At 68.4% G+C, this 25,166-nt stretch carries 21 protein-coding genes; 8 read left to right on the top strand and 13 right to left on the bottom strand.

The window, feature by feature from the left end:
* Positions 1–87 precede the first annotated feature (87 nt).
* Both C8D87_RS45445 and C8D87_RS37455 read left to right on the top strand, forming a co-directional pair.
* Complete coding sequence (locus C8D87_RS45445; RefSeq protein WP_146771989.1) at positions 88–489, top strand: hypothetical protein; 402 nt, start codon at positions 88–90, stop codon at positions 487–489.
* Positions 486–788, top strand: coding sequence for a hypothetical protein (locus C8D87_RS37455; protein ID WP_112230722.1), 303 nt, complete (start codon positions 486–488; stop codon positions 786–788). The genes C8D87_RS45445 and C8D87_RS37455 overlap by 4 nt, the downstream gene beginning before the upstream one ends.
* Here C8D87_RS37455 and prmC read toward each other — a convergent pair.
* The 5 genes from prmC to rpmE form a co-directional block, all read right to left on the bottom strand.
* Positions 785–1,648 (bottom strand): peptide chain release factor N(5)-glutamine methyltransferase, encoded by an 864-nt coding sequence (gene prmC, locus C8D87_RS37450; protein ID WP_112230926.1) that lies wholly within the window; start codon positions 1,646–1,648, stop codon positions 785–787. The genes C8D87_RS37455 and prmC overlap by 4 nt on opposite strands.
* A gap of 18 nt (positions 1,649–1,666) precedes the next feature.
* Entirely contained in the window at positions 1,667–3,052 is a 1,386-nt protein-coding gene (lpdA, locus tag C8D87_RS37445) for a dihydrolipoyl dehydrogenase (RefSeq protein ID WP_109634695.1), read from the bottom strand.
* 11 nt (positions 3,053–3,063) lie between these two features.
* Positions 3,064–4,272 carry an acyl-CoA thioester hydrolase/BAAT C-terminal domain-containing protein gene (locus C8D87_RS37440; protein ID WP_112230720.1) on the bottom strand — a complete coding sequence of 403 codons (1,209 nt, stop codon included), beginning with the start codon at positions 4,270–4,272 and terminating at the stop codon, positions 3,064–3,066.
* A gap of 22 nt (positions 4,273–4,294) precedes the next feature.
* Positions 4,295–5,359, bottom strand: a complete 1,065-nt coding sequence (gene prfA / locus C8D87_RS37435) for a peptide chain release factor 1 (protein WP_109634699.1) — start codon at positions 5,357–5,359, stop codon at positions 4,295–4,297.
* An 84-nt stretch (positions 5,360–5,443) separates the two neighbouring features.
* The gene (gene rpmE / locus C8D87_RS37430; protein ID WP_030472471.1) at positions 5,444–5,656 is read right to left on the bottom strand and encodes a 50S ribosomal protein L31; all 213 of its coding nucleotides are present in this window, start codon (positions 5,654–5,656) and stop codon (positions 5,444–5,446) included.
* A gap of 245 nt (positions 5,657–5,901) precedes the next feature.
* Between rpmE and C8D87_RS37425 the strand changes: the two genes are divergently transcribed.
* Positions 5,902–6,288 carry a hypothetical protein gene (locus C8D87_RS37425; protein WP_112230718.1) on the top strand — a complete coding sequence of 129 codons (387 nt, stop codon included), beginning with the start codon at positions 5,902–5,904 and terminating at the stop codon, positions 6,286–6,288.
* Between the two features lie 86 nt (positions 6,289–6,374).
* Here the strand turns inward: C8D87_RS37425 and rho are convergent, their stop codons facing one another.
* From rho to argS, 6 genes are all read right to left on the bottom strand, one after another.
* Positions 6,375–8,369 carry a transcription termination factor Rho gene (gene rho, locus C8D87_RS37420; RefSeq protein ID WP_112230716.1) on the bottom strand — a complete coding sequence of 665 codons (1,995 nt, stop codon included), beginning with the start codon at positions 8,367–8,369 and terminating at the stop codon, positions 6,375–6,377.
* A gap of 321 nt (positions 8,370–8,690) precedes the next feature.
* A complete protein-coding gene (gene thrB / locus C8D87_RS37415; RefSeq protein WP_112230714.1) occupies positions 8,691–9,548 on the bottom strand; it encodes a homoserine kinase in 858 nt (285 codons plus the stop codon).
* Positions 9,545–10,597, bottom strand: a complete 1,053-nt coding sequence (gene thrC, locus C8D87_RS37410; protein ID WP_407656882.1) for a threonine synthase — start codon at positions 10,595–10,597, stop codon at positions 9,545–9,547. The genes thrB and thrC overlap by 4 nt, the downstream gene beginning before the upstream one ends.
* Before the next feature lie 14 nt (positions 10,598–10,611).
* Positions 10,612–11,913 carry a homoserine dehydrogenase gene (locus C8D87_RS37405; RefSeq protein WP_109634710.1) on the bottom strand — a complete coding sequence of 434 codons (1,302 nt, stop codon included), beginning with the start codon at positions 11,911–11,913 and terminating at the stop codon, positions 10,612–10,614.
* A 4-nt stretch (positions 11,914–11,917) separates the two neighbouring features.
* Positions 11,918–13,336, bottom strand: coding sequence for a diaminopimelate decarboxylase (gene lysA / locus C8D87_RS37400; RefSeq protein ID WP_112230924.1), 1,419 nt, complete (start codon positions 13,334–13,336; stop codon positions 11,918–11,920).
* Positions 13,336–14,964 carry an arginine--tRNA ligase gene (argS, locus tag C8D87_RS37395; protein ID WP_112230712.1) on the bottom strand — a complete coding sequence of 543 codons (1,629 nt, stop codon included), beginning with the start codon at positions 14,962–14,964 and terminating at the stop codon, positions 13,336–13,338. Before argS ends, lysA begins: the two co-directional genes overlap by 1 nt.
* 169 nt (positions 14,965–15,133) lie before the next feature.
* On the opposite strand from argS, the gene C8D87_RS37390 reads away from it, so the two are divergent.
* Positions 15,134–15,961 (top strand): DUF3105 domain-containing protein, encoded by an 828-nt coding sequence (locus C8D87_RS37390; protein ID WP_109634718.1) that lies wholly within the window; start codon positions 15,134–15,136, stop codon positions 15,959–15,961.
* Positions 15,961–16,647: a DUF305 domain-containing protein gene (locus C8D87_RS37385; RefSeq protein ID WP_109634720.1), complete on the top strand. Its 687-nt coding sequence runs from the start codon at positions 15,961–15,963 to the stop codon at positions 16,645–16,647. The genes C8D87_RS37390 and C8D87_RS37385 overlap by 1 nt, the downstream gene beginning before the upstream one ends.
* A gap of 81 nt (positions 16,648–16,728) precedes the next feature.
* On the opposite strand, the gene C8D87_RS37380 is transcribed toward C8D87_RS37385, so the two are convergent.
* Positions 16,729–17,127: a hypothetical protein gene (locus C8D87_RS37380; protein ID WP_112230710.1), complete on the bottom strand. Its 399-nt coding sequence runs from the start codon at positions 17,125–17,127 to the stop codon at positions 16,729–16,731.
* 104 nt (positions 17,128–17,231) lie between these two features.
* On the opposite strand from C8D87_RS37380, the gene C8D87_RS46460 reads away from it, so the two are divergent.
* On the top strand, positions 17,232–17,396 hold the full coding sequence (locus C8D87_RS46460; RefSeq protein ID WP_170166731.1) for a hypothetical protein: 165 nt from the start codon (positions 17,232–17,234) through the stop codon (positions 17,394–17,396).
* Positions 17,397–17,494: 98 nt separating this feature from the next.
* Positions 17,495–19,369 carry an acyl-CoA dehydrogenase family protein gene (locus C8D87_RS37370; protein WP_109634728.1) on the top strand — a complete coding sequence of 625 codons (1,875 nt, stop codon included), beginning with the start codon at positions 17,495–17,497 and terminating at the stop codon, positions 19,367–19,369.
* A 221-nt stretch (positions 19,370–19,590) separates the two neighbouring features.
* On the opposite strand, the gene C8D87_RS37365 is transcribed toward C8D87_RS37370, so the two are convergent.
* Positions 19,591–20,760, bottom strand: a complete 1,170-nt coding sequence (locus tag C8D87_RS37365) for an ROK family transcriptional regulator (RefSeq protein WP_170166730.1) — start codon at positions 20,758–20,760, stop codon at positions 19,591–19,593.
* 151 nt (positions 20,761–20,911) lie between these two features.
* Between C8D87_RS37365 and C8D87_RS37360 the strand changes: the two genes are divergently transcribed.
* Complete coding sequence (locus C8D87_RS37360) at positions 20,912–25,141, top strand: GH92 family glycosyl hydrolase (protein ID WP_112230704.1); 4,230 nt, start codon at positions 20,912–20,914, stop codon at positions 25,139–25,141.
* Positions 25,142–25,166: the final 25 nt, after the last annotated feature.

Raw genomic sequence — 25,166 nt, 5'->3', positions numbered from 1 at the left:
AATCAGTTCGCGGAATCCGCCATTCGCGGGTACCTGACGGAGCGGCCGGGCTGCGTCAGCGCCGGGCGGGGACGGCGGGAGGCGGTGGTGCGGCACGGCGAAGTGCTGCCGTTCGCCGGCAGCGGGTTGCCGCGCGGGTCGTGGCCGCGGGCCGGGGTCACCGGCGCGCTCGTGGCCGGGGTGCGGTGCGGGCTCGGGCGACGCGGGCGGCCGGGCTCGCCGCGCGGGCCGCTCGTGCTCGGCGCGGTGGCGGGCTGGATCGGGCTGTTCTTCGTGCTCTGCAGGTGCGTCGGCGGGATCTTCAGGCTCAGGTCCTGCGACGAGCGCAAGCCGGGGAGCGGCGGCGGAGGGCTCGTGATCGTGCAGGCCTGCACGTGGCGCAACGACAGGAGGATTCGGCGGTTTGGGCGCTCGAGCTGCGCCGGAGTGCTCGTGCTGTACCCGACGGACGACGGCAGCAACATCGCCACTAGCGAGGAAAGCCCATGAGCGAACGGAACTTCGGCAGCCGCACCGGCACCAGCGGGCGGGCCAGGGCCGAGGAAGTCCACATCGGACACATCAAGGACGTCTCGGCGGTGTTGCGGCTCCTCGACGAGCTGCGAGAGGACCTCAACGACGCCAAGGCTCCCACGTCGACCATCGAGATGGTCGACGACCTGCGGATCGAGGCGCGCAAACCCAAGCCGGGCAAGGACGTTGCCGAGCACCTGATGGAGAGGCTGAGCGATCGCGGGCTCGGCGAGCGGATGAAGGAGCTGGAGAAAGCCTTCGACGCGCTCTTCTAGACCCTGCGGGCGGTCGCGAACCGGGGGCGCCCGGCCAGGTCGGCGTGGTCGGCGACGTCCGTGAGCACCCGGCGCGCCGCCAGCAGCGCGGGCACGGACTCGCCCTGCGTGTCGTCGTGCTCGATTCCCACGGCACCGCCCGGCTTGAGCCATCGTGCCGCGGCGGAGACCACGTGCCGGATCACGTCCAGCCCGTCGGCGCCGGAGAACACCGCGTGGTGCGGATCGTGCACGCCGACTTCGGGCTGCACTTCGGTTCCCTCTGGCACGTAAGGCGGATTGCACACCACGAGATCAACCTGACCGTCCAGATCGGACAGGAGCGACGGATCCGTGGCGTCACCGGAGTGCAGGCGGATGGGTGTGTCCCCGGCGGCCACCCGCGCGTCGGCGTTGCGCCGTGTCCAGGCGAGCGCTTGGGGATCGATCTCCACCGCGTGCACCACCGCGTCCGGGCGGGCCGCGGCGATCGACAGCGCCAACGCGCCCGTGCCGGTGCACAGATCCACCACGACGGGCGAGGGAACGCCCACGAGCGCCTTGAGGCCCCACTCCATCAGCAGCTCGGTCTCCGGCCGCGGCACGAACACGCCCGGCCCGACCTCGACCGTGATGGCACCCATGGGCGCCCAGCCGAGGATGTGCTGCAACGGAATCCGCGAGGCCCGCGTCCTGACGAGCTTGTGCAGCTGGTCGATCACAGGTGGATCGACCAGCGGGATGAGCGGCAGCCGCCCCCGTTCCACGCCGAGCACGTGCGCGGCCAGGAACTCCGCGTCGACGCGCGGGCTGTCCACGCCGGCCTCGGAGAGGATCTTGGCCGCCTCGGAGATGGCGAGGCGGAGCGGCTGCCGGTTCATCATCAGCGAGAAACTATCTCAGAAGTTGATCATGTGCCCGGCCAGGCCGTGCACGGCTTCCTTGACGGCCTCCGAAAGCGTCGGGTGCGCGTGCACGTTGCGCGCGACCTCGTGCACCGTGAGGTCCCACTGCTGCGCCAGCGTGAGCTCGGGCAGCAGTTCGGTGGCCTCCGGGCCGATGATGTGGCCGCCGAGCAGCTCGCCGTGCTTGGCGTCGCTGATCAGCTTCACGAAGCCGCCGGGCTCGGCGAGGCCGTGCGCCTTGCCGTTCGCGGTGAACGGGAACTTCGAGACCTGGACGTCGAAGCCCTTCTCGCGGGCCTGCGCCTCGGTGTAGCCGAACGACGCGATCTGCGGCTGGCAGAACGTCGCCCGCGGGATCATCACGTAGTCGAGCTCCATGGTCTCGGCACCCGCGATGGTCTCCGCGGCGATGATGCCCATGGACTCGGCCGTGTGCGCGAGCATCAGCTTCGCGGTGACGTCACCGATGGCGAAGATGTGCGGCACGGAGGTGCGGCCGCGGCCGTCGATGTCGATCGCGCCGCGCTCGGTCAGCTTCACGCCGGTGTTCTCGAGGCCGTAGCCCTCGACCCGCGGCACGAAACCGATGGCCTGCATGACCTTGTCAGCTTCCAGGACTTCCTGGGCGCCGTTCTTGGAGACGGTGACGCGGACCTTCTCGCCCGACTCGTCGATCGACTCCACGCGGGTGCCGACGCGCACGTCGACGCCCAGCTTCTTGTAGCGCTTGAGCAGCTCGGCGGACACCTCTTCGTCCTCGAGCGGCACCATCCGGTCGAGGAACTCGACGATGGTGACCTTCACGCCGTAGTTGTGCATGACGTAGGCGAACTCGACGCCGATCGCGCCCGCGCCGGCGATGATGATCGACTCGGGCAGGTCCTCGGTCATGATCTGCTCTTCGTAGGTCACGACGCGGTCGGACTTCTGCGTGTTCGGCAGCATCCGGGTCGTCGCGCCCACCGCGATGATCGCGTGGCCGAAGGTGATCGTCTCGCCGTTCACGGTCAGCGTGTGGTCGTCGGTGAAGTTGGCCCACCCGTTGTACTCGGTGATGCCGTTCTTCTTCATGAGGAAGTGCACGCCCTTGACGCGCCCTTCCGCGACCTTGCGGCTGCGCTGCCACGCCGCGCTGTAGTCGAAGCTGACGTTGCCGTCGACCTTGATGCCGAACGTCTTCTGCTCGTGCGTGAAGATGTGCGCGAGCTCGGCGTTGCGCAGGAGAGCCTTCGACGGGATGCAGCCCACGTTCAGGCAGACGCCGCCCCAGTACTTCTCCTCGACAACGGCGGTCTTCAGCCCGAGCTGAGCCGCCCGGATCGCGGCCACGTACCCGCCGGGACCCGCACCCACGACGACGACATCAAAGTGTGCGCTCATAAGCACACACCCTAGGTCCCGAGCTGCTCCTGCAAGAACTCAACCGTCCTTTTCCAAGCGTTCGCCTGAGCGTGCGCGGTGGCGTGCGGAACACCACCACCCGAGAAGGTGACACCGGGCCCCGGATAGGTCACATCCGTCGCCGGACGGTACGGCGGCGCCGCTATCAGGTGTCCTGCCTCGGGATACACGACGTGCTCGTACGGGAACGGGTGCTCGTGGTCCTTCAGCCGCCGCATGGCGACCTCGCTCAGCTCCGTGCTCGGCCACCCGTCGTCGTGTCCGGACGAGATGAGCAACACACCCCCGACGATGTTCTCCACGCGGATCTCGGTGCCCTCGGGAATGCCGTCGGAAGTGTCGAACGCGAGCCTCAACGGCACCGGCTCGTCGTTCACGATCTTCGAGCGCAGCTCGTCGCTCACGTAGTACGGCAGGTACGGCAGCGGCTCGCCCTTGTACGTCCACGACGCCGCTTCGTACGACAGCTTCTGCAGCAGGTTGGCGCCCGGCCCGATGCCCTGGGTCACCACGCCGCTGCCCACCACGCTGACCACGGCCCTGACCTGCGGGTAGGTGGCACCGATCAGCAACGCCAGCTCGCCACCGCGCGACCCGCCGATGACGCCGATCTCGCCGCACCGTTCTGCCAGGTGGTCGATCGCGGTGCCGAAGTACTCGAGCGGGATGTCGACGAGATGCTCCGGCAGGCCCTTCATGCCGAAGTAGCCCAGCGCGAAAGTCACGAACCCGTGCGCGGCCAGGAGAGCGGCGTCGGACTCGTGCAGGCCACCCTCGGAGCCACCGAGCACGATCACGCCCGGCAGGTCTCCTCCGTCGTCCTCAGGGGCGAACAGGGTGCCCACGAGCCCGTTCTCGCGGACCTCGACGCGTTCGACGCCCTCGGGGATCGTCAGCCGCTTGAGCTCGATCTCGCCAGCGCCCTCGACGGACAGGCACATCGGACCCGGTTTGCCGCCGGTGCGTTCGAGCGACCAGAACAGGCCCATGGGATCGACACCGCGATAGGTGCCTTCCTTCGGGGCGTGCCGGGTGAGGTCCACGACGCCGCGCTCGTCAGCGGTGAAGACACCGTGGGACGCACGGTCGCCTGTGGACAGTTGAACGGTGATCTCGTCACCCGGCGGAAGACCCACGACGACGATGTCGATCGGTTGGTCGAGGGGTGCGATCTGGGGATTCACCAGGATCTCGGCCACAACGCGCCCCTCTCACGTCGGTTTACCCGCCTGCGAGCCGTTCTGCCCGGTCGGCGGCGGCCAGCGCGTCCACCACCGCGTCCAGGTCGCCGTCGAGCACCTGGTCCAGGTTATGCGCTTTGTACCCAACCCGGTGATCAGAAATTCGTGATTCGGGGAAGTTGTAGGTCCTCACCCGCTCCGACCGGTCGACCGTGCGGATCTGGCTGCGACGGGCGTCCGACTGCTCCTGAGCCTTCTGCTCCTCGGCGAGGACAGCGAGGCGCGACTGCAGGACCTGCATGGCGCGGGCCTTGTTCTGCAGCTGGCTGCGCTCGTTCTGACACGAGACGACGATGCCGGTCGGCAGGTGCGTGATGCGCACCGCGGAGTCGGTGGTGTTGACCGACTGCCCGCCCTTGCCGGACGAGCGGTAGACGTCGATGCGCAGGTCCTTCTCGTCGATCTCGACCTCGGCCGTCTCCTCGGCCTCCGGGAACACGAGAACACCGGCAGCGGACGTGTGGATGCGGCCCTGCGACTCCGTGACGGGCACGCGCTGCACGCGATGCACGCCGCCCTCCCACTTCAGCCGGCTCCAGACACCGTCCGGCGTCGGGCTCTTGGCCTTGATGGCGACCGTGACGTCCTTGAACCCGCCCAGGTCGGAGTCGGTGCCGTCGAGCATCTCGACCTTCCAGCCCTGACGCTCGGCGTAGCGCGTGTACATCCGCAGCAGATCGCCGGCGAACAGCGCGGACTCCTCGCCACCCTCACCGGACTTGATCTCCAGCAGCACGTCGTCGCCGTCGTGCGGGTCGCGCGGCAGCAGGAGCTCGGTGAGCTTCTCCTCCAGCTTGGGGAGCTGCTCCTCGAGCTGCTTGGCCTCCTCGGCGAACGCCGAGTCCTCGCTCGCCAGCTCCTTCGCGGCCTCGAGGTCGCTGCGAACCTGCTCGATCTCCCGAGCCGTCTTCACGATCGGGCCGAGCGCGGCGTACCGCTTGCCGAGCTTGCGCGCGCCCGCCTGGTCAGCGTGCACGCTGGGGTCGGCGAGCCTCTTCTCGAGCTCGTCGTACTCGGCGAGCAGGCTGTCCAGCGACTGCGACACGTTCTTGGCTCCTCTTTTGGTGGTGGAGACGGCAACGGCGCCTGACCCCGGCTCGTTTGCCGGGGTCAGGCGCCGTCAACGCAGCTACTTGTTGCGCTTGCCGTAACGCGCCTCGAAGCGCGCGACGCGGCCACCGGTGTCCAGGATCTTCTGCTTGCCCGTGTAGAACGGGTGGCAGTTCGAGCAGACCTCGACGTGCACGGAGCCGGAGGTCTTGGTGCTCCGGGTGGTGAAGGTGTTGCCGCAGCCGCAGGTGACCTCGGTGGTCACGTACTCCGGGTGGATTCCAGTCTTCAAGATCTTGTCCCTTTCAAGGATGGCCGCCGGGTCCCTGTTGCTGATGACGGGTGAACCGGAGCCGGACTCGACCGTTTAGTGTGCCAGACCCTTCAACACGTGCAAAAACGCGGTTGTTCCCGACGCCTCCGCGTGTCAGAAGTCACAACCGCTTAACCTCCGTGATACGCCGTTCGGCGCAAGGTGTGCCCGTTCGACCAAATACGGCTCAGTGTTGTTGGTGAGCTTCCATCACACTGTGTGCCGTGTTCTGCACCACCGAACGGCCGATGAGCCCGCGCCTGTGGCTGGCTGTGCCGTTCCTCTTCTCCGCCGCCGTGTTCGGCCTGATGGGGTCGGCAGGGCTGATCACTGCTTCCTGGACGACGGTGCCGTTGTCGCCCGTCGTGTCCGGGGCCGGAGTGGCGGTCGCAGCGGCCGTGTCCGGTGGGGTGCGGTGGCGGCGGCCCTGGCATCGCGTGTGGGTGCGGTTCCCGTATCTGGCCGCGGTGCTGGCTGGCGGGGTGGTGGTGGGCGCGGTGGAGATTCCCGCGCTGGTCACGACGGTGGTGGGGCTGCCGGTGTTGCTGGGCCTGGTGTTCCAGTCCCTGGTGCAGACCGATGAGAGCCGACCGGCGTCCGACTGCCGCTGAGCACCTCGGCATTCGAGTGAAGCAACACGAAAAGACCCCCGGTGACCTGCACCGGGGGTCTTTTCACGTGAAACTCGAGCAGCCGATCAGTCCTGCTCGGCCCCGGGCGTCGTCTTCGCCACCTGCATCAGGAACTCGATGTTCGTGCGCGACTTGCGCAGCCGGTCGAGCAGCAGGTCGATGGCCTGCTGACCGTCCAGCGCGTGCAGCACCCGGCGGAGCTTGTGCGTGACCGCCATCTCATCCGGCGACAGCAGCAGCTCTTCCTTGCGAGTACCCGACGAGTCGACGTCGACAGCCGGGAACGTCCGCTTGTCCGCGATCTTCCGATCGAGCTTGAGCTCGGCGTTACCCGTGCCCTTGAACTCCTCGAAGATGACCGAGTCACCGGCGGAACCGGTCTCGACCAGCGCCGTCGCGATGACGGTCAGCGAGCCGCCGCCCTCGATGTTCCGGGCGGCACCCAGGAAGCGCTTCGGCGGGTACAGCGCGGTGGAGTCGACACCACCGGACAGGATGCGGCCGGACGCCGGCGCCGCCAGGTTGTAGGCGCGGCCCAGACGCGTGATCGAGTCGAGCAGCACGACCACGTCGTGGCCCATCTCCACCAGCCTCTTCGCGCGCTCGATCGCGAGCTCGGAGATGGTGGTGTGGTCCGACGGCGGGCGGTCGAAGGTCGAGGCGATGACCTCGCCCTTCACCGAGCGCTGCATGTCGGTGACCTCTTCCGGACGCTCGTCGACGAGGACGACCATCAGGTGGCACTCGGGGTTGTTCTTGGTGATCGCGTTGGCGATCGCCTGCAGCACCGAGGTCTTGCCTGCCTTCGGCGGCGACACGATCAGGGCGCGCTGGCCCTTGCCGATCGGCATCACCAGGTCGATGACACGGGTGGTGAGGATGTGCGGCTCGGTCTCCAGGCGCAGTCGCTCGTTCGGGTAGAGCGGCGTCAGCTTGGTGAAGTCCGGGCGGTTGCGGGCCTCGTCCGGGTCCAGGCCGTTGATCTTGTCGACGCGGACCAGCGGGTTGAACTTCTGGCGCTGCTGCTCGCCCTCGCGCGGCTGACGGACGGCGCCGGTGATGGCGTCACCGCGGCGCAGGCCGTACTTGCGGACGAGCGAGAGCGAGACGTAGACGTCGTTCGAGCCGGCCAGGTAGCCCGACGTGCGGACGAACGCGTAGTTCTCCAGCACGTCCAGGATGCCCGCGACCGGGAGCAGGACGTCGTCCTCGCGCACCTCGGTCTCACGGTCACCGCGCTCGACTCCCTCACCGCGGCCACCGCGGCGGCGACGGTCGCGGAACCGGCCGCGACGACCACCGTCGTCGTCTCCGTCCTGGGACTGGCCGCCCTGGCGGTCGCGGTCGCGGTTGCGGTCACGACCACCGCGGTCGCCACGGTCCTGGCGCTCGCCACGGTCCTGACGGTCGCCACGGTCCTGGCGCTCACCGCGGTCCTGGCGCTCACCACGGTCCTGGCGCTCACCACGGTCCTGACGCTCACCGCGATCCTGACGCTCGGAACGCTCCTGGCGGTCACCGGAACGCTCAGCGCGCTCCTGACGCTCAGGGCGCTCGGCACGCTCAGCGCGCTGCTCGGGCTGCTGGCCCTCGCCCGCCTCGGCGTTTCCGCCACCACGGCCGGAGCGGCGACGACGGTTGCCTCGGCGACCGCCCTCCTCCGCGGACGTGCCGGTTTCGGCGGGAGCGGGAGCAGCGGCGGCAGCGGGCTTTTCCGCTACCTCGAGCTGCTGCTGAACAGGCTTTTCGGCGACGGCCGGCTTCTCGGCGGGAGCCTTCGCGGCGGCCTTCTCGGCCTTCGCGGGCTTCTCGGCTTTGGCCGGGGCGCCGGAGCCCTGCTTCTCCTTGATGGCCGCGATCAGGTCGCCCTTGCGCAGACCTGCGGTTCCGGTGATGCCCAGCTGGCCGGCGAGCTCGCGAAGCTCAGCGAGCACCATGCCGGACAGACCCGCGCGGCGGCGCGGCGTCGTGCCGTTCGAAGGGGTGGACAGAGCGGTCTCCTCGGCTCCAGAACCAGAAGCAGCTGCGACATCGCTGCTCAGCAAATCGGTGTTGCTCACACATGTCCTTCCTGACCAGGCCCCGCCTCCTACGCGGCCCAGCGGACCCGTCTTCCCGCTTCAACTGGGGAACGACGGTCAGTCCGATGCAGACGGAAGCACACACCGCTTCCGGCAAGCACGGGACTTTTCTCAGGTCACACGGCGATCGGGTGCCTCTTTTGCGTCCGCCCCGCCCGCACGGCACAGAGCCGGAACACAAAAGGATTGCGACCCGGAACGAGTGTCCGGGCGCGACACCGGCGCCCGTGCGCGCGGTGACTGATCGCCCCCGAGGGTAGACGCCGGTCTCCCCGCATGCAACAACCGGGGTCGGGCGTGTCAGTCCAATGGACGAACGCGCACGCCGGCGGTGTCGACGTCGAGTCTCCGCACGTCGAAGCCGTTGACGTCGACCTCGGCCGGGAGGTCGCCGAACGCGATCACGGTGGGTCCCGCTCCGGACACGCAGGCGGGAACACCGAGCTTGCGAAGCTCGTTGATCACCCGAACGGTGTCGGGCCACGCGGGCTCGCGGTAGTTCTGGTGGAGGCGATCCTCAGTCGCAGCAAGGAGAACCGACGGGTCCGACGTCAGCGCGTGCACCGCCAGGGCAGCCCGTCCTGCGGCGTGCGCGGCGTCCGCGTGCGGCACTTCGGCCGGAAGCAGGCCGCGCGTCGTCTTGGTGGACGACTCCTGGGATGGAATCAGCACGACCGGGCGCACCCGTGCGTCGGGCTCCATCCGGACGGCGCGGTACCGCTCTCCTTCAGACCACGCAATGACAATGCCGCCGAACAAAGAGGCCGCCGCGTTGTCCGCATGACCTTCGAACTCGGCAGCGATTTGCAACGCGTCCGTGTCCAACTCGCGACCCGTCAGGGTGAATCCGGCTGCGACACCCGCCACGATCGCTGCGGCCGACGAGCCCAGTCCACGTGCGTGCGGAATGACGTTGCGGCACTTCAGGGCGAGTCCACCGGTGTATCCGGCGGCGCGAACGGCCCGCACGACGAGATGGCTCTCGTCGAGCGGGACGTCACCTGATCCAGCGCCCTCGACCGTGATCGAGAGACCGCCAGGGTTGTCTTCCGGGACGGCCACCTCGATCTCGTCGTACAACCCGAGCGCCATGCCCAGCGCGTCGAACCCAGAACCGAGGTTCGCGGTCGACGCGGGGACGGAAACCAGAAACCTCACGCGAGCTCCAGCGCGTGCGCGACGGCGCCGGGGTCGACCGGGACCGGCTCGACCTCGGTGACGCCGAGCAACGCGGTGTCGGGGTCCTTCAGACCGTGCCCGGTGACGGTGCACACAACCGTCGAGCCCTTCGGCAGCCGGCCGTCCTCGGCGGTCATCAGCAGACCGGCGATGGACGCCGCCGACGCCGGCTCCACGAAGATGCCCTCGCTCGCCGCCAGCAACCGGTAGGCGGCCAGGATCTGCTCGTCGGTGACCGCGTCGATCAGGCCACCGGACTCGTCGCGAGCGGTGATCGCGCCGGTCCACGACGCCGGGCTGCCGACCCGGATCGCCGTGGCGATGGTCTCTGGGTTCGGCACCGGCACGCCGGAGACTAGAGGCGCCGCACCCGCGGCCTGGAAGCCGTACATCTTGGGCAGGCCCTGCTCGTACGCCTGGTAGCCCTGCCAGTACGCGGTGATGTTGCCCGCGTTGCCGACCGGCAGGCAGTGGAAGTCCGGCGCCTGGCCGAGCACGTCGCAGATCTCCCACGCGGCGGTCCGCTGGCCGATCAGCCGCACCGGGTTGACCGAGTTCACCAGCGTCACCGGGTACTCGGCCGCGGTCTTGGACGCCAGTTCCAGGCAGTCGTCGAAGTTGCCGTCGATCTGGAGGATCTTCGCGCCGTGCATGACGGCCTGCGCGAGCTTGCCCATCGCGATCTTGCCGCTGGGCACCAGCACGGCGGCGGTGAGCCCGGCCTTGGCCGCGTAGGCGGCGGCGGACGCCGACGTGTTGCCGGTGGAGGCGCAGATGACCGCCTTGATGCCGGACGCGAGCGCGTACGTCATCGCGACCGTCATGCCGCGGTCCTTGAACGAACCGGTCGGGTTCGCGCCCTCGACCTTCACGTACACGTCGGAGCCGGTTGCCTCGGAGAGGCGCTTCGCGTGCACCAGCGGCGTACCGCCCTCGTGCAGCGTCACGATCTCCGCGCCTTCCGGGATCTCGATCCGGTCGCGGTACGCGTGGATGAGACCGGGCCAGCCCGCCTTGACAGTGCTCATTCCTTCAGGGCCGCTCATTCTTCGCCCTCCACCCTCATCACGCTCACGACCTCCCGCACGACCGGGAGGCCGCCGATCTTGTCCACAGTGGACCGCAGCGCGGCGTCCGTCGCCGCGTGCGTGACGATCACCAGGCTGGCGTCCTCGACGCGGCCTTCCTGGCGCACCGCGGCGATGCTCACGTGGTGCTCGGCGAAGACCGCGGCGACCTGCGAGAGGACACCGGGCTTGTCCGCCACGTCGAGGCTGATGTGGTAGCGCGTGGGCGTGTTACCCATGGGCTGCACGGGAAGCGCGGCGTAGGCCGACTCGCGCGGACCACGTCCGCTCGCAACCTTGTTGCGCGCCACGGCGACCAGGTCGCCGACCACGGCGCTCGCCGTCGGGGCGCCACCGGCACCCTGCCCGTAGAACATCATCTCCCCCGCCGCGTCGGCCTCGACGAACACCGCGTTGAACGCACCGTTCACGCTCGCCAGCGGATGCGTCCTGGGGATCATGGCCGGGTGCACTCGAACGGCGACTGATTCCTGGCCGGACGGGGCGACGACCCGCTCGCAGATCGCGAGCAGCTTCACCGTGCGGCCGAGGCCCTTCGCCGCCGCGATGTCCGCCGCGGACACCGCGCGGATGCCCTCGCGGTAGACGTCCGCGGCCGTCACCCGCGTGTGGAACGCAAGGGACGCAAGGATTGCGGCCTTCGACGCGGCGTCGAACCCGTCGACGTCGGCGGTCGGGTCCGCCTCGGCGTAACCGAGCCGCGAGGCCTCCTCGAGCGTCTCGCCGTAACCGGCGCCCGTGGCGTCCATCGCGGACAGGATGAAGTTCGTCGTGCCGTTCACGATGCCCATGACGCGCGTGATCCGGTCTCCCGCAAGGGATTCCCGCAACGGGCGCAGCAACGGGATCGCGCCGGCGACGGCGGCCTCGAAGTAGAGGTCGGCACCGGAGGAGTCGGCGGCCTCGAACAGGTCGGGCCCGTGCTCGGCGAGCAGCGCCTTGTTCGCGGTGACGACGGACTTGCCCGCCTTCAACGCGTCCAGCAGCAACCCGCGCGTCGGCTCGATGCCGCCGATGACCTCGACGATGACGTCCACGTCGTCCGACGCGACGAGCGCGGCGGCGTCCGTGGTGAGCAGGTGCTCCGGCACGTCGCGGTGTTTGTTCGGCCTGCGCACGGCGATGCCCGCGAGCTCAACCGGCGCGCCGATGCGCTGGGTGAGGTCCTCGGCCTGGTCCGTCAGCAGCCGGACTACCTCCGTGCCCACCGTGCCACAACCGAGCAAGGCGACCCGAATAGGTTTCACTTCCGGCACTGTCCTATACCTCCAGACGGAACAAGTCGTCCTCGGTCTCACGGCGCAGCAGCAGCCGCGCCTCTCCACCGGTCACCGCGGCGAGCGCGGGCCGTGGAAGTCGGTTGTACCCGCTCGCCATCGAGTAGCAGTAGGCCCCGGTCGCAGCGATCGCGATCAGGTCTCCCGGCGCGAGGTCGTCCGGCAGCCAGCAGTCACGTACCACGATGTCACCGGACTCGCAGTGCTTGCCGACCACGCGGCACAGGACCGCACGCGACTCGGGCTCCGCGGCGCGCGAGACGAGCTTGCAGTCGTAGACCGCGTCGTAGAGCGCCGTGCGGATGTTGTCGCTCATGCCGCCGTCGACGCTGACGTACCGGCGCCGGGCGCCACCGTCCAGCTCGACGTCCTTGATGGTGCCGACCTCGTACACGGTGACCGTGCCGGGGCCGACGATCGCGCGGCCGGGCTCCACCGCGATGCGAGGCATCTCCAGGCCGTTGTGCTCGCACTCCTTCTGCACGATGTTGTGCAGCTGCCGCGCGAGCTCCGCGGGCGGGGGCGGGTCGTCGTCCGGCGTGTACGCGATGCCGAGGCCGCCGCCGAGGTCGACGACGGTCAGCGAGTCGATCTCGCCGTGCTCCTCGCGGATGTCCGCGAGCAGGCCGATCACCCGCCGCGCGGCGACCTCGAAGCCGGACGCGTCGAAGATCTGCGAGCCGATGTGGCTGTGCAAGCCGACGAGCTTGAGGCCGCTCGCCTTGAGCACGCGCCGCACGGCCTCGGCCGCGTCGCCGGAGGACAGCGAGAAGCCGAACTTCTGGTCCTCGTGCGCGGTCGCGATGAACTCGTGGGTGTGCGCCTCGACGCCGACCGTCACGCGGATCAGCACCGGCTGCACCACACCGCGCTCGCGGGCGATCTGGTCGAGGCGGGCGATCTCGTGGTACGAGTCGAGCACGATCCCGCCGACGCCTGCCTCGACGGCCGCGATCAGCTCGGGAACGCTCTTGTTGTTGCCGTGCAACGCAATGCGCTCGGCGGGGAAGTTCGCCCTGAGAGCGATCGCGAGCTCGCCGCCACTGCAGACGTCGATCGAGAGGCCCTCTTCCGCCACCCACTTCGCGACCTGCACGCTCAGGAACGCCTTGGAGGCGTAGTGCACGAGCGTCGGGTCGCCGAAGGCCTCGGCGTGCTCGCGGCAACGCGCGCGGAAGTCCTGCTCGTCCATCACGAACAGCGGGGTGCCGTACTGCTCGGCGAGCCCGCGCACGTCCACGCCGCCCAGCTCCACGACGCCGTCGGCGTTGCGGGTGGCGTTGCGCGGCCAAACGGTCGGGTGCAGGTGGTCGAGCTGCTCTGCGGTGCTCGGGCGGTCGCCGGCGGTGTTGCCGGGGACCATCACGTCGGCGTGCCGGGGTCCGGCCGGGTGCGCGCGCATCACATGCGCTCCGGGGCGGTCACGCCGAGCAGGCCGAGGCCCGCGGCGAAGACCCGCCTGGTCGCGTTGACGAGCTGAAGCCTGACCTGGTGCAACGGAGTCGTCTCCTCATCGCCGAGCGGAAGCACGCGGCAGTCCTGCTGGAAGCGGTGGTACGTCCCCGCGAGCTCTTCGAGGTAGCGAGCCACGCGGTGGGGCTCCCGCAGTTCGGCGGCGGTGGCCACCACGCGCGGGAACTCGCCGATGGTGCGGATGAGGTCGCCTTCGCGCTCGTGGGTGAGCAGCGCGAAGTCCTCACCGGGGGTGATGCCCAGGTCGGCGGCGTTGCGGAGGATCGACGACGTGCGCGCGTGGGCGTACTGCACGTAGTAGACCGGGTTGTCGTTGCTGTGCTTGCGCAGCAGGTCGAGGTCGATGTCGAGGCTGGAGTCGACGCTCGACCGGATCATGGCGTAGCGCGCCGCGTCCACGCCGACCGCGTCGACCAGGTCCTCCATCGTGATGACGGTGCCCGCGCGCTTGCTCATCCGGACCGGCTGGCCGCCGCTCACGAGGTTCACGAGCTGGCCGATCAGCACCTCGACGCTGTCCGGGTCGCCGCCCAGCACCGCGGCGGCCGCCTTGAGGCGCGCGGTGTAGCCGTGATGGTCCGCGCCGAGCATGTAGATGAAGCGGTCGAAGCCGCGGTTGCGCTTGTCCGCGAGGTAGGCGATGTCACCGGCGATGTAGGCCGGGTTGCCGTCGCCCTTGATGACGACCCGGTCCTTGTCGTCGCCGTAGTCGGTCGACTTCAGCCACCAGGCTCCGTCCTTCTCGTACAGCGAGCCGTTCGCCTTGAGCTTCGCCACGGTGTCGGCGACCGCGCCGCTGCGGTGCAGCGTGAGCTCGGAGAAGAAGACGTCGAAGCGGGTGCCGAAGTCGTCCAGGCTGCGCTTGATCTCATCGATCATCAGCTCGAGGCCGACGCGGCGCACCGTCTCGGGGTCGCCGAGCGCACCCGGCTCGCGGCGCAGCACCTCGGCGGCGATCTCGCCCACGTACGTGCCCGCGTAGCCGTCCTCCGGCACGGGCTCGCCCTTGGCCGCGGCGATCAGCGACCGCACGAACCGGTCGATCTGCGCACCCGCGTCGTTGATGTAGTACTCACGCGTGATCTCGGCTCCGCGGGCCTGCAGGACGCGGCCGATCGCGTCACCGACGGCCGCCCAGCGCGCGCCACCGAGGTGGATGGGGCCGGTCGGGTTCGCCGAGACGAACTCCAGGTTGATCTTCTGGCCGGCCAGCTCGGAGCCGGTGCCGTAGCCGTCCTTCAGCGCGTCCTCGACGATCGCGCCCTGCGCCTCGGTGGCGATGGTCAGGTTGATGAAGCCGGGAACGGCCACGTCCGCCTTCGCGATGGCCGGCTGGGTCCGCAGCGCCTCGACGAGCCACGTCGCGAGGTCGCGCGGGGCGACACCGGCCTTCTTGGCGAGCTGGAGCGCGATGTTCGTGGAGTAGTCCCCGTGCTCGGGGTTCCTGGGTCGCTCGACCGTCACCTGCTCGGGGAGCGAGGTGATGTCCAGGCCTCGGTCAGCCAGCAACCGGGCAACCGCGGTCCGGACGAGATCGGCGAGCTCTTCAGGGGTCACGACGCATGAGTCTAGAGAAGCGTTGTCGCAGGTCTCGACTGGGTTACCGGGTCTCGGAGGGTGAGACGGCAAGTGTTAACACCCACGTGGTATCGCTACGCGCTGACAGTGATCAGACACGAAGTCCCTACACTGGCGCCGGTTGACCAGGACGACATCTGAGGCGGACATGACCAGCGGCAAGAAGACGAAGGCCACACGCAACAGCGTGGCCGCAGCCCGTTCCTCGGTGGTGGCGAGCAAGCCGAAGCCGTGGGGCACGATCATCGCGGTGATCGCCGTGCTGGGCCTCGCGGGCGGCGTGTTCGGATACGCGTTCACGCAGATCCAGGCGAACAACGCCAAAGAGGCCGCGCTGGCCAAGTGGAAGCCGTCCGACACGAACAAGGACCCGTCGACGCAGCTCGCGGGCATCGTGATCAAGGACTACAAGGGCTCCCGGCACGTCGAGCCGACCCAGCGCGTCGCGTACGACCAGACCCCGGCCTTCGGCGGTCCGCACGACTCGCAGTGGGCCGACTGCACCGGTGTCGTCTACGACAAGGCCGTCCGCACCGAGAACATGGTGCACGGGCTGGAGCACGGCGCCGTCTGGATCGCGTACAACCCCGACCAGGTCAAGGACGACGCGCTCAACAAGCTCAAGGCCAGGGCCGAGGGCCAGCCGTACACGATGCTGTCGCCGTTCCCCGGTCTCGACAAGCCGATCTCGCTGCAGTCGTGGGGCCACCAGCTGAAGGTGGACAACGCCGACGACGAGCGCATCGACCAGTTCATCTCCTCGCTGCGCCGCAACCCGAACACCTACCCGGAGGTCGGCGCCTCCTGCGAGAACTCGCAGTTCCTGTCGAACCCGGCCCCGTTCGTGGCCGAGAAGCCGGGCCCCGACGCCGTGCCGATGGACGGCGGCAAGGACGACTCCGCCACCGAAGGACAGCAGGGACAGCCGAGCACGCCCCCGACGTCGGGCTCCGGCTCGACGCCGCCGTCCAGCTGATGACCTCACCGGAAACCAGCGAGTCCGAGCGTCCCTCCGGGGTCGCTCGGACCCTCGTGATCACCGCGGCGGTGCTCGCCGTGCTCCTGCTGGGCGCGGCGATCGGCCTGCTCGTGAAGCTCCCCGGCTCGACGTCGTCCGCGGCACCGGCCTCCGGCTCCGTGGACGTCGGCTTCTGCCAGGACATGGCGGTGCACCACCTGCAGGGCATCCAGATGGCCAACATCGCCCGCGACCGGTCCACCGACCCGGACATCCGGCAGCTCGCCTTCGACATCGCCTCCACCCAGCTCGAACAGGTGGGGCGGATGAAGGGCTGGCTGATGATGTGGAACGAGCACGAACAGTCACCCGACGGCGTGTACATGGCGTGGATGAACGACGCCGGCATCCACGGCCACGGCGCCACCACGGCCACGCCCGGCCAGCCGCTCATGCCCGGCATGGCCACCACCGAGGAGCTCACGAAGCTGCGCGGGCTCTCGGGCCGCGACCTCGAGGTGTACTTCCTCCAGCTGATGATCCGCCACCACGTGGGCGGGGCGCCGATGGCCGAGTACGCGGCCAGGCAGGCCGGGCAACCGTTCGTGCGGACGCTCGCCGACAACATGCTGAAGTCGCAGACCTCTGAGCTCGACGTGATGAAGGACTACCTGGCCAAGCGCGGAGCCGCACCGCTGCCGTAGCCCGGTCTTCGTCGTAAGGGGCCGTCCTCGCTTCCGCGGGGGCGGCCCTTCGCGTTGCACACGACGGCGTTCTCAAACTTGCTAAGAGTTGCTGCTTGAGCGAATCGACTGAAGCGCTCGGCCGGTCTCCTGAATGAACCAGAAGGACCACCCGTTGCGGTTGGGGTGCACGCTCGGATTCAGCGCCTGGACCACGGCGATGGCGGCACCGCTCGGACTCTTGAACGAGCGGCCGGTGAGTGAGCCGCTCGTGATGGAGACCCTTCTGGTGGCTGGATGGAACTCCGCCTCGACGTGGTGCCCCTCGTAGTCCGCATATATCGCAACAGGCTCTACGGGTGCGGCGGGTGCGGCCACGGCGTCTTGGTTCACGAACGCGTTGACCAAGCGGCGAATGACCTCGCTCTCCGTCACGCTCCAGGCTCGCGCCAGCAGGCGCACTTGCTGATGCACGTCCTGGTCGAGTTCAAGACGTTCCACGCGACCTCCATTCCAGTCTCGACCCCCTGCTACAGTAGCACCTGGAGCCTACGAACTATTCTTGAGAAGAGGTCGCCCTGATGGATCCACTGAAGGTGGCACTCGTGACCATCGCGGTTCTGTTCGGCGTCGTCGGGACCTTGGTGGCGGTGCTGGTCAAGAAAGCCGACCACGCCGGCAGATCCGCGACCTGGACCGCCGACGCAGGCTCGTTCGCCGGCGTGTTCACCATCGTGGTGATGTCGTTCAACAGCCTCGGCCTGCTGTAGACGAACGTTGCACGTCCCGCGCCCGTTTCACCCTCCGGACCGGTGGACATCCGCCTACCGCCGAGTAACGTGGGTCACACCCCTACTCGGAGGTAACCATGACCGTCGACGAGCGCGCGGCCAGGCAGGTCGCCGAACAAGCACGGGAAACCCGCTGGCAGCGACCGAGCTTCGGCAAGGAGCTCTTCCTCGGTCACTTCCGCATCGACCTCATCCACCCGCATCCGAGTGGCACGGCCGAGGACCGCGAGCGCGGTGAAGCGTTCCTGAAGAAGCTCCGCGAGTTCACCGAGTCCCACATCGACAACACCGTCATCGAACGGGACGCGCAGATCCCCGACGACGTGCTGAAGGGCCTGAAGGACCTCGGCGCGTTCGGCATGAAGATCAAACCGGAGTACGGTGGCGTCGGCCTCACGCAGGTCTACTACAACAAGGCCCTGATGCTGGTCGGCTCGGCCAGCCCCGCGCTCGGCGCCATGCTGTCCGCCCACCAGTCCATCGGCGTTCCCCAGCCCATCGCGATGTTCGGCAGCCCCGAGCAGAAGGCCGAGTTCCTGCCGCGCTGCGCTAAGGGCGAGATCACGGCGTTCCTCCTCACCGAGCCGGACGTGGGCAGTGACCCCGCGCGCCTCGGCACCACCGCGACGCCCGACGGTGACGACTACGTCCTCAACGGCGTGAAGCTGTGGACCACCAACGGTGTCGTGGCCGACCTCCTCGTCGTCATGGCGCAGGTGCCGGAGCGTGGCATCAGCGCGTTCGTCGTCGAAGCCGACGCCGAGGGCATCACCGTCGAGAACCGCAACGCGTTCATGGGGCTGCGAGGGCTCGAAAACGGTGTGACCAGGTTCCACAACGTCCGGGTGCCCAAGAAGAACCTCATCGGCAAGGAGGGGGCCGGCCTCAAGATCGCCCTGGCCACCCTCAACACCGGCCGCCTGAGCCTTCCCGCCCTCTGCGCGGGCAGTGCCAAGTGGTGCCTGAAGATCGCGCGTGAGTGGGGCTCCGCGCGCACGCAGTGGGGCCTGCCGGTCGGCAAGCACGAGGCCATCGCGGGCAAGATCGCCTACATCGCGGCGACGGCGTACGCGCTGGAAGCCGTGCTGGACCTCAGTTCCGAGCTGGCGGACGCCGGCAAGCACGACATCCGCATCGAGGCCGCGCTCGCCAAGCTCTACGCGAGTGAGAAGGCCTGGCTCGTCGCGGACGAACTGGTCCAGATCCGCGGCGGACGCGGCTACGAGACGGCGGAAAGCCAGGCGGCGCGCGGAGAACGCGGCATCGCGGCCGAGCAGGTCCTGCGCGACCTGCGCATCAACCGCATCTTCGAAGGCTCCACGGAGATCATGCACCTGCTGATCGCGCGCGAGGCCGTCGACGCGCACCTGTCGGTGGCCGGCGACATCATCGACCCCGACGCCGACCGCCAGGCGAAGATGAAGGCCGCGGCGAAGGCCGGCGGGTTCTACGCCAAGTGGCTGCCCACGCTCGTCGTCGGCAAGGGGCAGAGCCCCGCCGCGTACACCGAGTTCGGGCCGCTGGCCAAGCACCTGCGGTTCGTCGAGCGGTCGGCGCGCAAGCTGGCGCGGCAGACGTTCTACGCCATGTCGCGGTGGCAGGGGAAGATGGAGCGCAAGCAGCGGTTCCTCAGCCGGATCGTGGACATCGGCGCCGAGCTGTTCGCGATCAGCGCCGCGTGCGTCCGGGCCGCGCAGGACCAGAACCCCAACTCCCAGCAGCTCGCGGACGCGTTCGCCAAGCAGGCGCGGATCCGGGTCGACGAGCTGTTCGAGAGGCTGTGGAAGAACACCGACGACAGCGACGTGCTGCTGGCCAAGCAGGTCATGGACGGCAACTACACGTGGCTGGAGGAGGGCGTGATCGACGCGTCCATCCCAGGTCGGTGGATCGCGGACGCGACGCATCGCGAGTCGACGGTGGCCAACGTGCACAGGCCCACACCGCGCTGACCCCCGGTTACTGCACTGGGCAGGCTGATGGTGCGGGCGCGGCACCTGCCCAGTGCACGGCCGGTAGGGGGCTACGTCCCCCGCATCCCCCTACCGACTCCCCTTGCAACGGAAGGACACAACACCCTCCAGGTGGAGGTTCCGGTAACGCTAAGCCACAAAACACCGTTAACAGTTACGACAATTGAGTGAACTACCAGGTAGGGGTCACTCGACTACTCTCAGAGAGTCACTTCGAAGACGAGTTCGCGGGCGGCTCGCAGGCCCATCGCGAGAGCTCCGGAGAGCACCGCGCCGTCACCCAGCGAACCCGCGGCGATCGGGGGCGCCAGCGGCGTCATCGTGCGCAGCGAAGCTTCCATCGGAGCGAGCAGCAAGTCGACGTTCGACCCGACGCCACCACCCAGAACGACCAGTTCGGGGTCGATCACCGCGGCGACGGAGGCCACCAGGAACGCCAGCCGTTCCGCCTCGATCCGCACGACTTCGAGCGCCTGCGCGTCACCCGAACGCGCGGCGGCGAACACCTGACGGGCCGAGCGCGCCGGCAGTCCGCGTTCATGTGCCAGCGCCACAACGGATTCCGCCGCCGCGGCGTCCTCCAGCTGTCCACGCTGGACATCCGAAGTGGCCTTGCCGAACGGCAGGAACCCGACCTCGCCCGCCGCCCCGTGCGCGCCGCGGAACAGCACGCCGTCCACGACGATGCCCATGCCCACACCGGTGCCGACGGTGACGCACACGAACACGCGAGCGTCCTGAGCCGCCCCGTAGACGTGCTCGCCCAATGCGGCCAGGTTGGCGTCGTTCTCCACGATCACGACCGGCCCCAGCGACGATTCCAGCCCGTCGAGCACGCCCGCGGACTCCCACCCCGGCAGGTTGGGCGCGTGCCGCACGACCCGCGAGCGCTGGTCGATCACGCCGGGGCTGCCGATCACCTTCACCACGACGTCCGTGAGAGCCATCCCAGCATCCGCCACCGTGTGCGAGGCCAGCTCCGTCACCGTGCGCACCAGCGCCGAAGCCGACCGGCTGCGGTTGCGCTCGTCCACGCGTGCCACGACCGATCCGCCCAGGTCGGCCACGGCCGCCCGGATCCGTTCCCGCCCGATGTCGACGCCGAGCACGTACCCCGCGGCCGGATTCGGTTCGTAGACCACGGCTGAACGTCCGGGCCCGGATGTCGTGCGGCCGATCGGGCGCACCAGGCCGTGCCGTTCGAGATCGACGAGAGCCTGTCCGACCGTCGGCTTGGACAGCCCGGTGTCCTTCGCGATCTGCGGACGGGTGGCGGCACCCAGACGGCGCAACCGATCCAGCACAGCGCGTTGGTTGAGCACGCGCATGCCCGCTGGTGTACCCACCTCTGGCGGCTTGCGGTCGGTCACCGAACGAGTCTAGATCTTGAGCGGTGGACCACGCGCGCAACTGTTGAGAGGACAAGTTCGAAGACAGTTTCTGGCCGATCTCTTGACAACGATGTCACCTGCAGAAACGCTCCCTCGCGAACGGGGCAGGCAAGGCGGCGGAAGGGTTGCAATGAGGCAACTGGGGAAGAGACGAACAACGGCACTGTTGAGCGTTGCGATCACTGCGACACTGGTGTGCGGCGTCACCAACGGCTACGCGGCCGCCGCACCCGAGGAGTCAGGCGTGGGCTTTTCGTCGTCCTTTGAGGACGGTCAACCCCAACCGTCGTGGATCAGCACGGTCGAGACCGACGCGGCGGGCAAGCCGAAGTCGGCGGGCGTGATCGGTTCGGACGGCACGGGCATCCCCGGCAACGTCGCCGAGCACGCCACGGTGACCGCCAACGGGGAGTACGCGGACGCCGGCGAGTACGCGGCGAACCTCACCGATGGCAGCGTGAACACCAAGTGGCTGGTCTTCACCAACACCGCCTGGGCGAAGTTCACGTTCGCCCAAGCTCAGACGATCAAGAAGTACGCGCTCTCATCGGCCAACGACGCCCCCGAGCGCGACCCGAAGAACTGGACCCTGCAGGGCTCGAACAACGGCACCGACTGGACCGTGCTCGACACCCGCACCGGCGAGACGTTCGCCGAGCGCTTCCAGACCAAGCTCTACGACATCGCCGCTCCGGCGGCGTTCACCCAGTACAAGCTCGACATCACGCTGAACAGCGGCTCCCCGAACATCGTGCAGCTCGCCGAGGTGCAGCTCTCCGACGGCTCCACGAACCCACCGGCGCCGAACATGCGCAGCGTCGTCGGCAACGGCCCCACGGGCGGTTACACGTCCAAGGCACGGGTCGGCTGGACGGGCGTGAAGGCGTTCCGCGCCCAGGGCAGGCACACGACCGAGGGCCGGGCCTACAGCTACAACAAGGTCTTCGACGTCGACATCAAGGTCGAGCAGAAGACCGAGCTGTCGTACATGGTCTTCCCGGACTTCGTGACCGACAACCTGAACTACCCGAGCACGTACTCGTCGGTGGATCTCGCGTTCTCCGACGGCACGTACCTGAGCGACCTCAAGGCGGTCGACCAGCACGGCGCGGTGCTGTCGCCGCAGGGCCAGGGCGCGGGCAAGTTCCTGTACGCCAACCAGTGGAACAAGGTGGCGTCCACGATCGGCGCGGTCGCGGCCGGCAAGACGATCAAGCGGATCCTGGTCGCCTACGACGGCCCCAAGGGCCCGACGGAGTTCGGTGCCTGGTTCGACGACATCAGGATCGGCGACGTCGTCACGAAGCAGTACGCGAAGCCCTCGGACTACGTGCTGACCACGCGCGGCACGAACTCGAACGGCTCGTTCTCGCGGGGCAACAACTTCCCGGCGACCGCGGTGCCGCACGGCTTCAACTTCTGGACCCCGATGACCAACGCGGGTTCGCAGAGCTGGCTGTACGAGTATCAGCAGCGCAACAACGCGCAGAACCTGCCGACGCTGCAGGCGTTCACCGCGTCCCACGAGCCCAGCCCGTGGATGGGTGACCGCCAGACGTTCCAGGTCATGCCGTCGGACAAGGCTCCGACGCAGGACCGCGCGCTGCGGTCGCTGCCGTTCAAGCACGACAACGAAGTCGCGAAGGCGCACTACTACGGCGTGACCTTCGAGAACGGCATGAAGACCGAGATCGCGCCGACGGACCACGCGGCGGTGTTCCGGTTCACGTTCGCCGACTCCGGTGAGAAGAACCTGGTGTTCGACAACGTCAACAACCTCGGTGGTCTCACCCTGGACGCCGCTTCTGGTGTCGTCACGGGCTTCTCGGACGTCAAGAGCGGCCTCTCGACCGGCGCGACCCGCCTGTTCGTCTACGGCAAGGTCGACAGGCCGGTGACGGCGAGCGGCCGTTTGTCCGGTGCCGGTCGTGACGCGGTCGGCGGCTACTTCTCGTTCGCGGACAAGACGGTCCAGCTGAAGATCGCGACCTCGCTGATCTCGGTCGACCAGGCGCGCGCCAACCTCGACCAGGAGATCAGCGCGTCCGACTCGTTCGAGGCGGTGCGCGACCGCGCGCAGGCCGCGTGGGACAAGGTGCTCGGCATCCTCACCGTCGAGGGCGCGTCCGAGGAGCAGCTGATCACGCTGTACTCCAACATGTACCGGCTCTACCTGTACCCGAACTCGGGCTACGAGAAGGTCGGCGACAAGATCCAGTACGCGTCCCCGGTGTCGCCTCTGGTCGGTGAGAACACGCCCACGCGCACCGGCGCGAAGATCGTCGACGGCAAGATCTACGTCAACAACGGCTTCTGGGACACCTACCGCACGACCTGGCCCGCCTACAGCCTCTTCACCCCTTCCAAGGCGGGCGAGATGGCCGAGGGCTTCGTCCAGCAGTACAAGGACGGCGGCTGGATCTCGCGCTGGTCCTCCCCCGGTTACGCCGACCTGATGACCGGCACGAGCTCCGACGTGGCGTTCGCGGACGCGTACCTGAAGGGCGTGTCGAACTTCGACATCAAGGCCGCCTACGACGCCGCGGTGAAGAACGCGTCCGTCGTGCCGCCGAGCAACAACGTCGGCCGCAAGGGCATGGACCGGTCGGTGTTCCTCGGCTACACCGCGAACGACCAGCTGCACGAGGCGTGGTCGTGGGCGATCGAGGGCTACCTCAACGACTTCGGCATCGCGTCGATGGCGAAGGCGCTGCACGAGAAGACGGGTGAGAAGCGGTACGCCGAGGAGCACGAGTACTTCCTCAACCGCGCCCAGAACTACGTGCTGACGTTCGACCAGCGGATCGGCTTCTTCCAGGGCCGCAACATCGACGGCTCGTGGCGCGTCGAGGACCCGGCGAAGTACAACCCGCAGGACTGGCGCTACGACTACACCGAGACGAACGGCTGGAACATGGCCTTCACGGTGCCGCACGACGGACAGGGCCTCGCGAACCTGTACGGCGGGCGGGAGAAGCTGGCGCAGAAGCTCGACCAGTTCTTCACGCTGCCAGAAACGGCCAAGTTCCCCGGCGGCTATGGCGGCGTGATCCACGAGATGATCGAGGCGCGCGACGTCCGGATGGGCCAGTACGGCCACTCCAACCAGCCGTCGCACCACATCGCCTACATGTACAACTACGCCGGCAAGCCCGCCCGCACCGCGGAGAAGGTGCGCGAGATCCTGGCGCGCCTGTACGTGGGTTCCGAGCAGGGTCAGGGCTACGCCGGTGACGAGGACAACGGCGAGATGTCCGCGTGGCACCTGTTCTCGTCGCTGGGCTTCTACCCGTTGCAGATGGGCAAGCCGGCCTACGCGATCGGTTCGCCGCTGTTCACCAAGGCGACCGTGAAGCTGGAGAACGGCAAGAAGCTGGTGATCAACGCGCCGAAGAACAGCGCGAAGAACATCTACGTCCAGGGCGTGAAGGTCAACGGCAAGGCGTGGAACAAGACGTCGCTGCCGCACGACGTGCTCGCGGCCGGCGCCACGATCGACTTCGACATGGGCCCGGCGCCGTCGGCGTGGGGTACGGGCGCAGGCGACGTGCCGGACTCGATCACCACCGGTGACGCGGTTCCGACGCCGCTGCGCGACGTGTCCGCGGGTGTGTCCACGGCTGCTCTGGTGGACAACAACTCCGGCACCTCCGCGGTGGTCCGCACGTTCGACTTCAAGGCGGCCGACGCCAAGGAGAAGGCGGAGTTCTACACGCTGACCAACGCGAAGTCGGGCAAGTCCCCGTCGTCCTGGGAGCTCAAGGCCTCCTACGACGGCAAGACGTGGGCAACGGTCGACAAGCGCTCCGGCGAGAACTTCCAGTGGCAGCAGTACACCCGGTCGTTCAAGATCGCGTCGCCGGGCCGCTACAACTTCTACCGCCTGGAGTTCTCGGAGGACGTCGCACTGGCGGAGTTCGAGCTGATGTCGAAGCCGCTGCCCGCCTGCACCACGACGGTGACCGGCACGGTGGACGGCGGCCTGCAGGCCAAGGGCGTGACCTGTGTGGACGGTGCCACGATCAACGGCCCCGTCACGGTCGCCAAGGGCGCCACGCTGCTGATGTTCGGCGGCGAGATCAAGGGCCCGCTGTCGGCGACGGACGCCGCTTCCGTGGTGCTGGTCGGCGTGAAGGTCGGCGGCCCGGTGACGGCGCACGCCACGTCGTCGGAAGTCGCCCTGGAGAACACCTCGGTCGGTGGCCCTGTGTCACTGACGTCGAACAGGACCAGGTCGGTCGTCGCCTTCTCGAGCGTCGGCGGCCCGCTGTCCTGCACGGGCAACAACCCGGAACCGTCGAACAACGGCTTCCCGAACGAGGTGAAGGGGCCGAAGGCAGGACAGTGCACTGCTCTGTAGCGAGCAACTGATTTCGTTTGAACCG

The organism is Lentzea atacamensis (genome assembly GCF_003269295.1).
Lineage (GTDB): Bacteria > Actinomycetota > Actinomycetes > Mycobacteriales > Pseudonocardiaceae > Lentzea > Lentzea atacamensis.
This window is presented reverse-complemented; position numbering and strand designations above follow the sequence as displayed.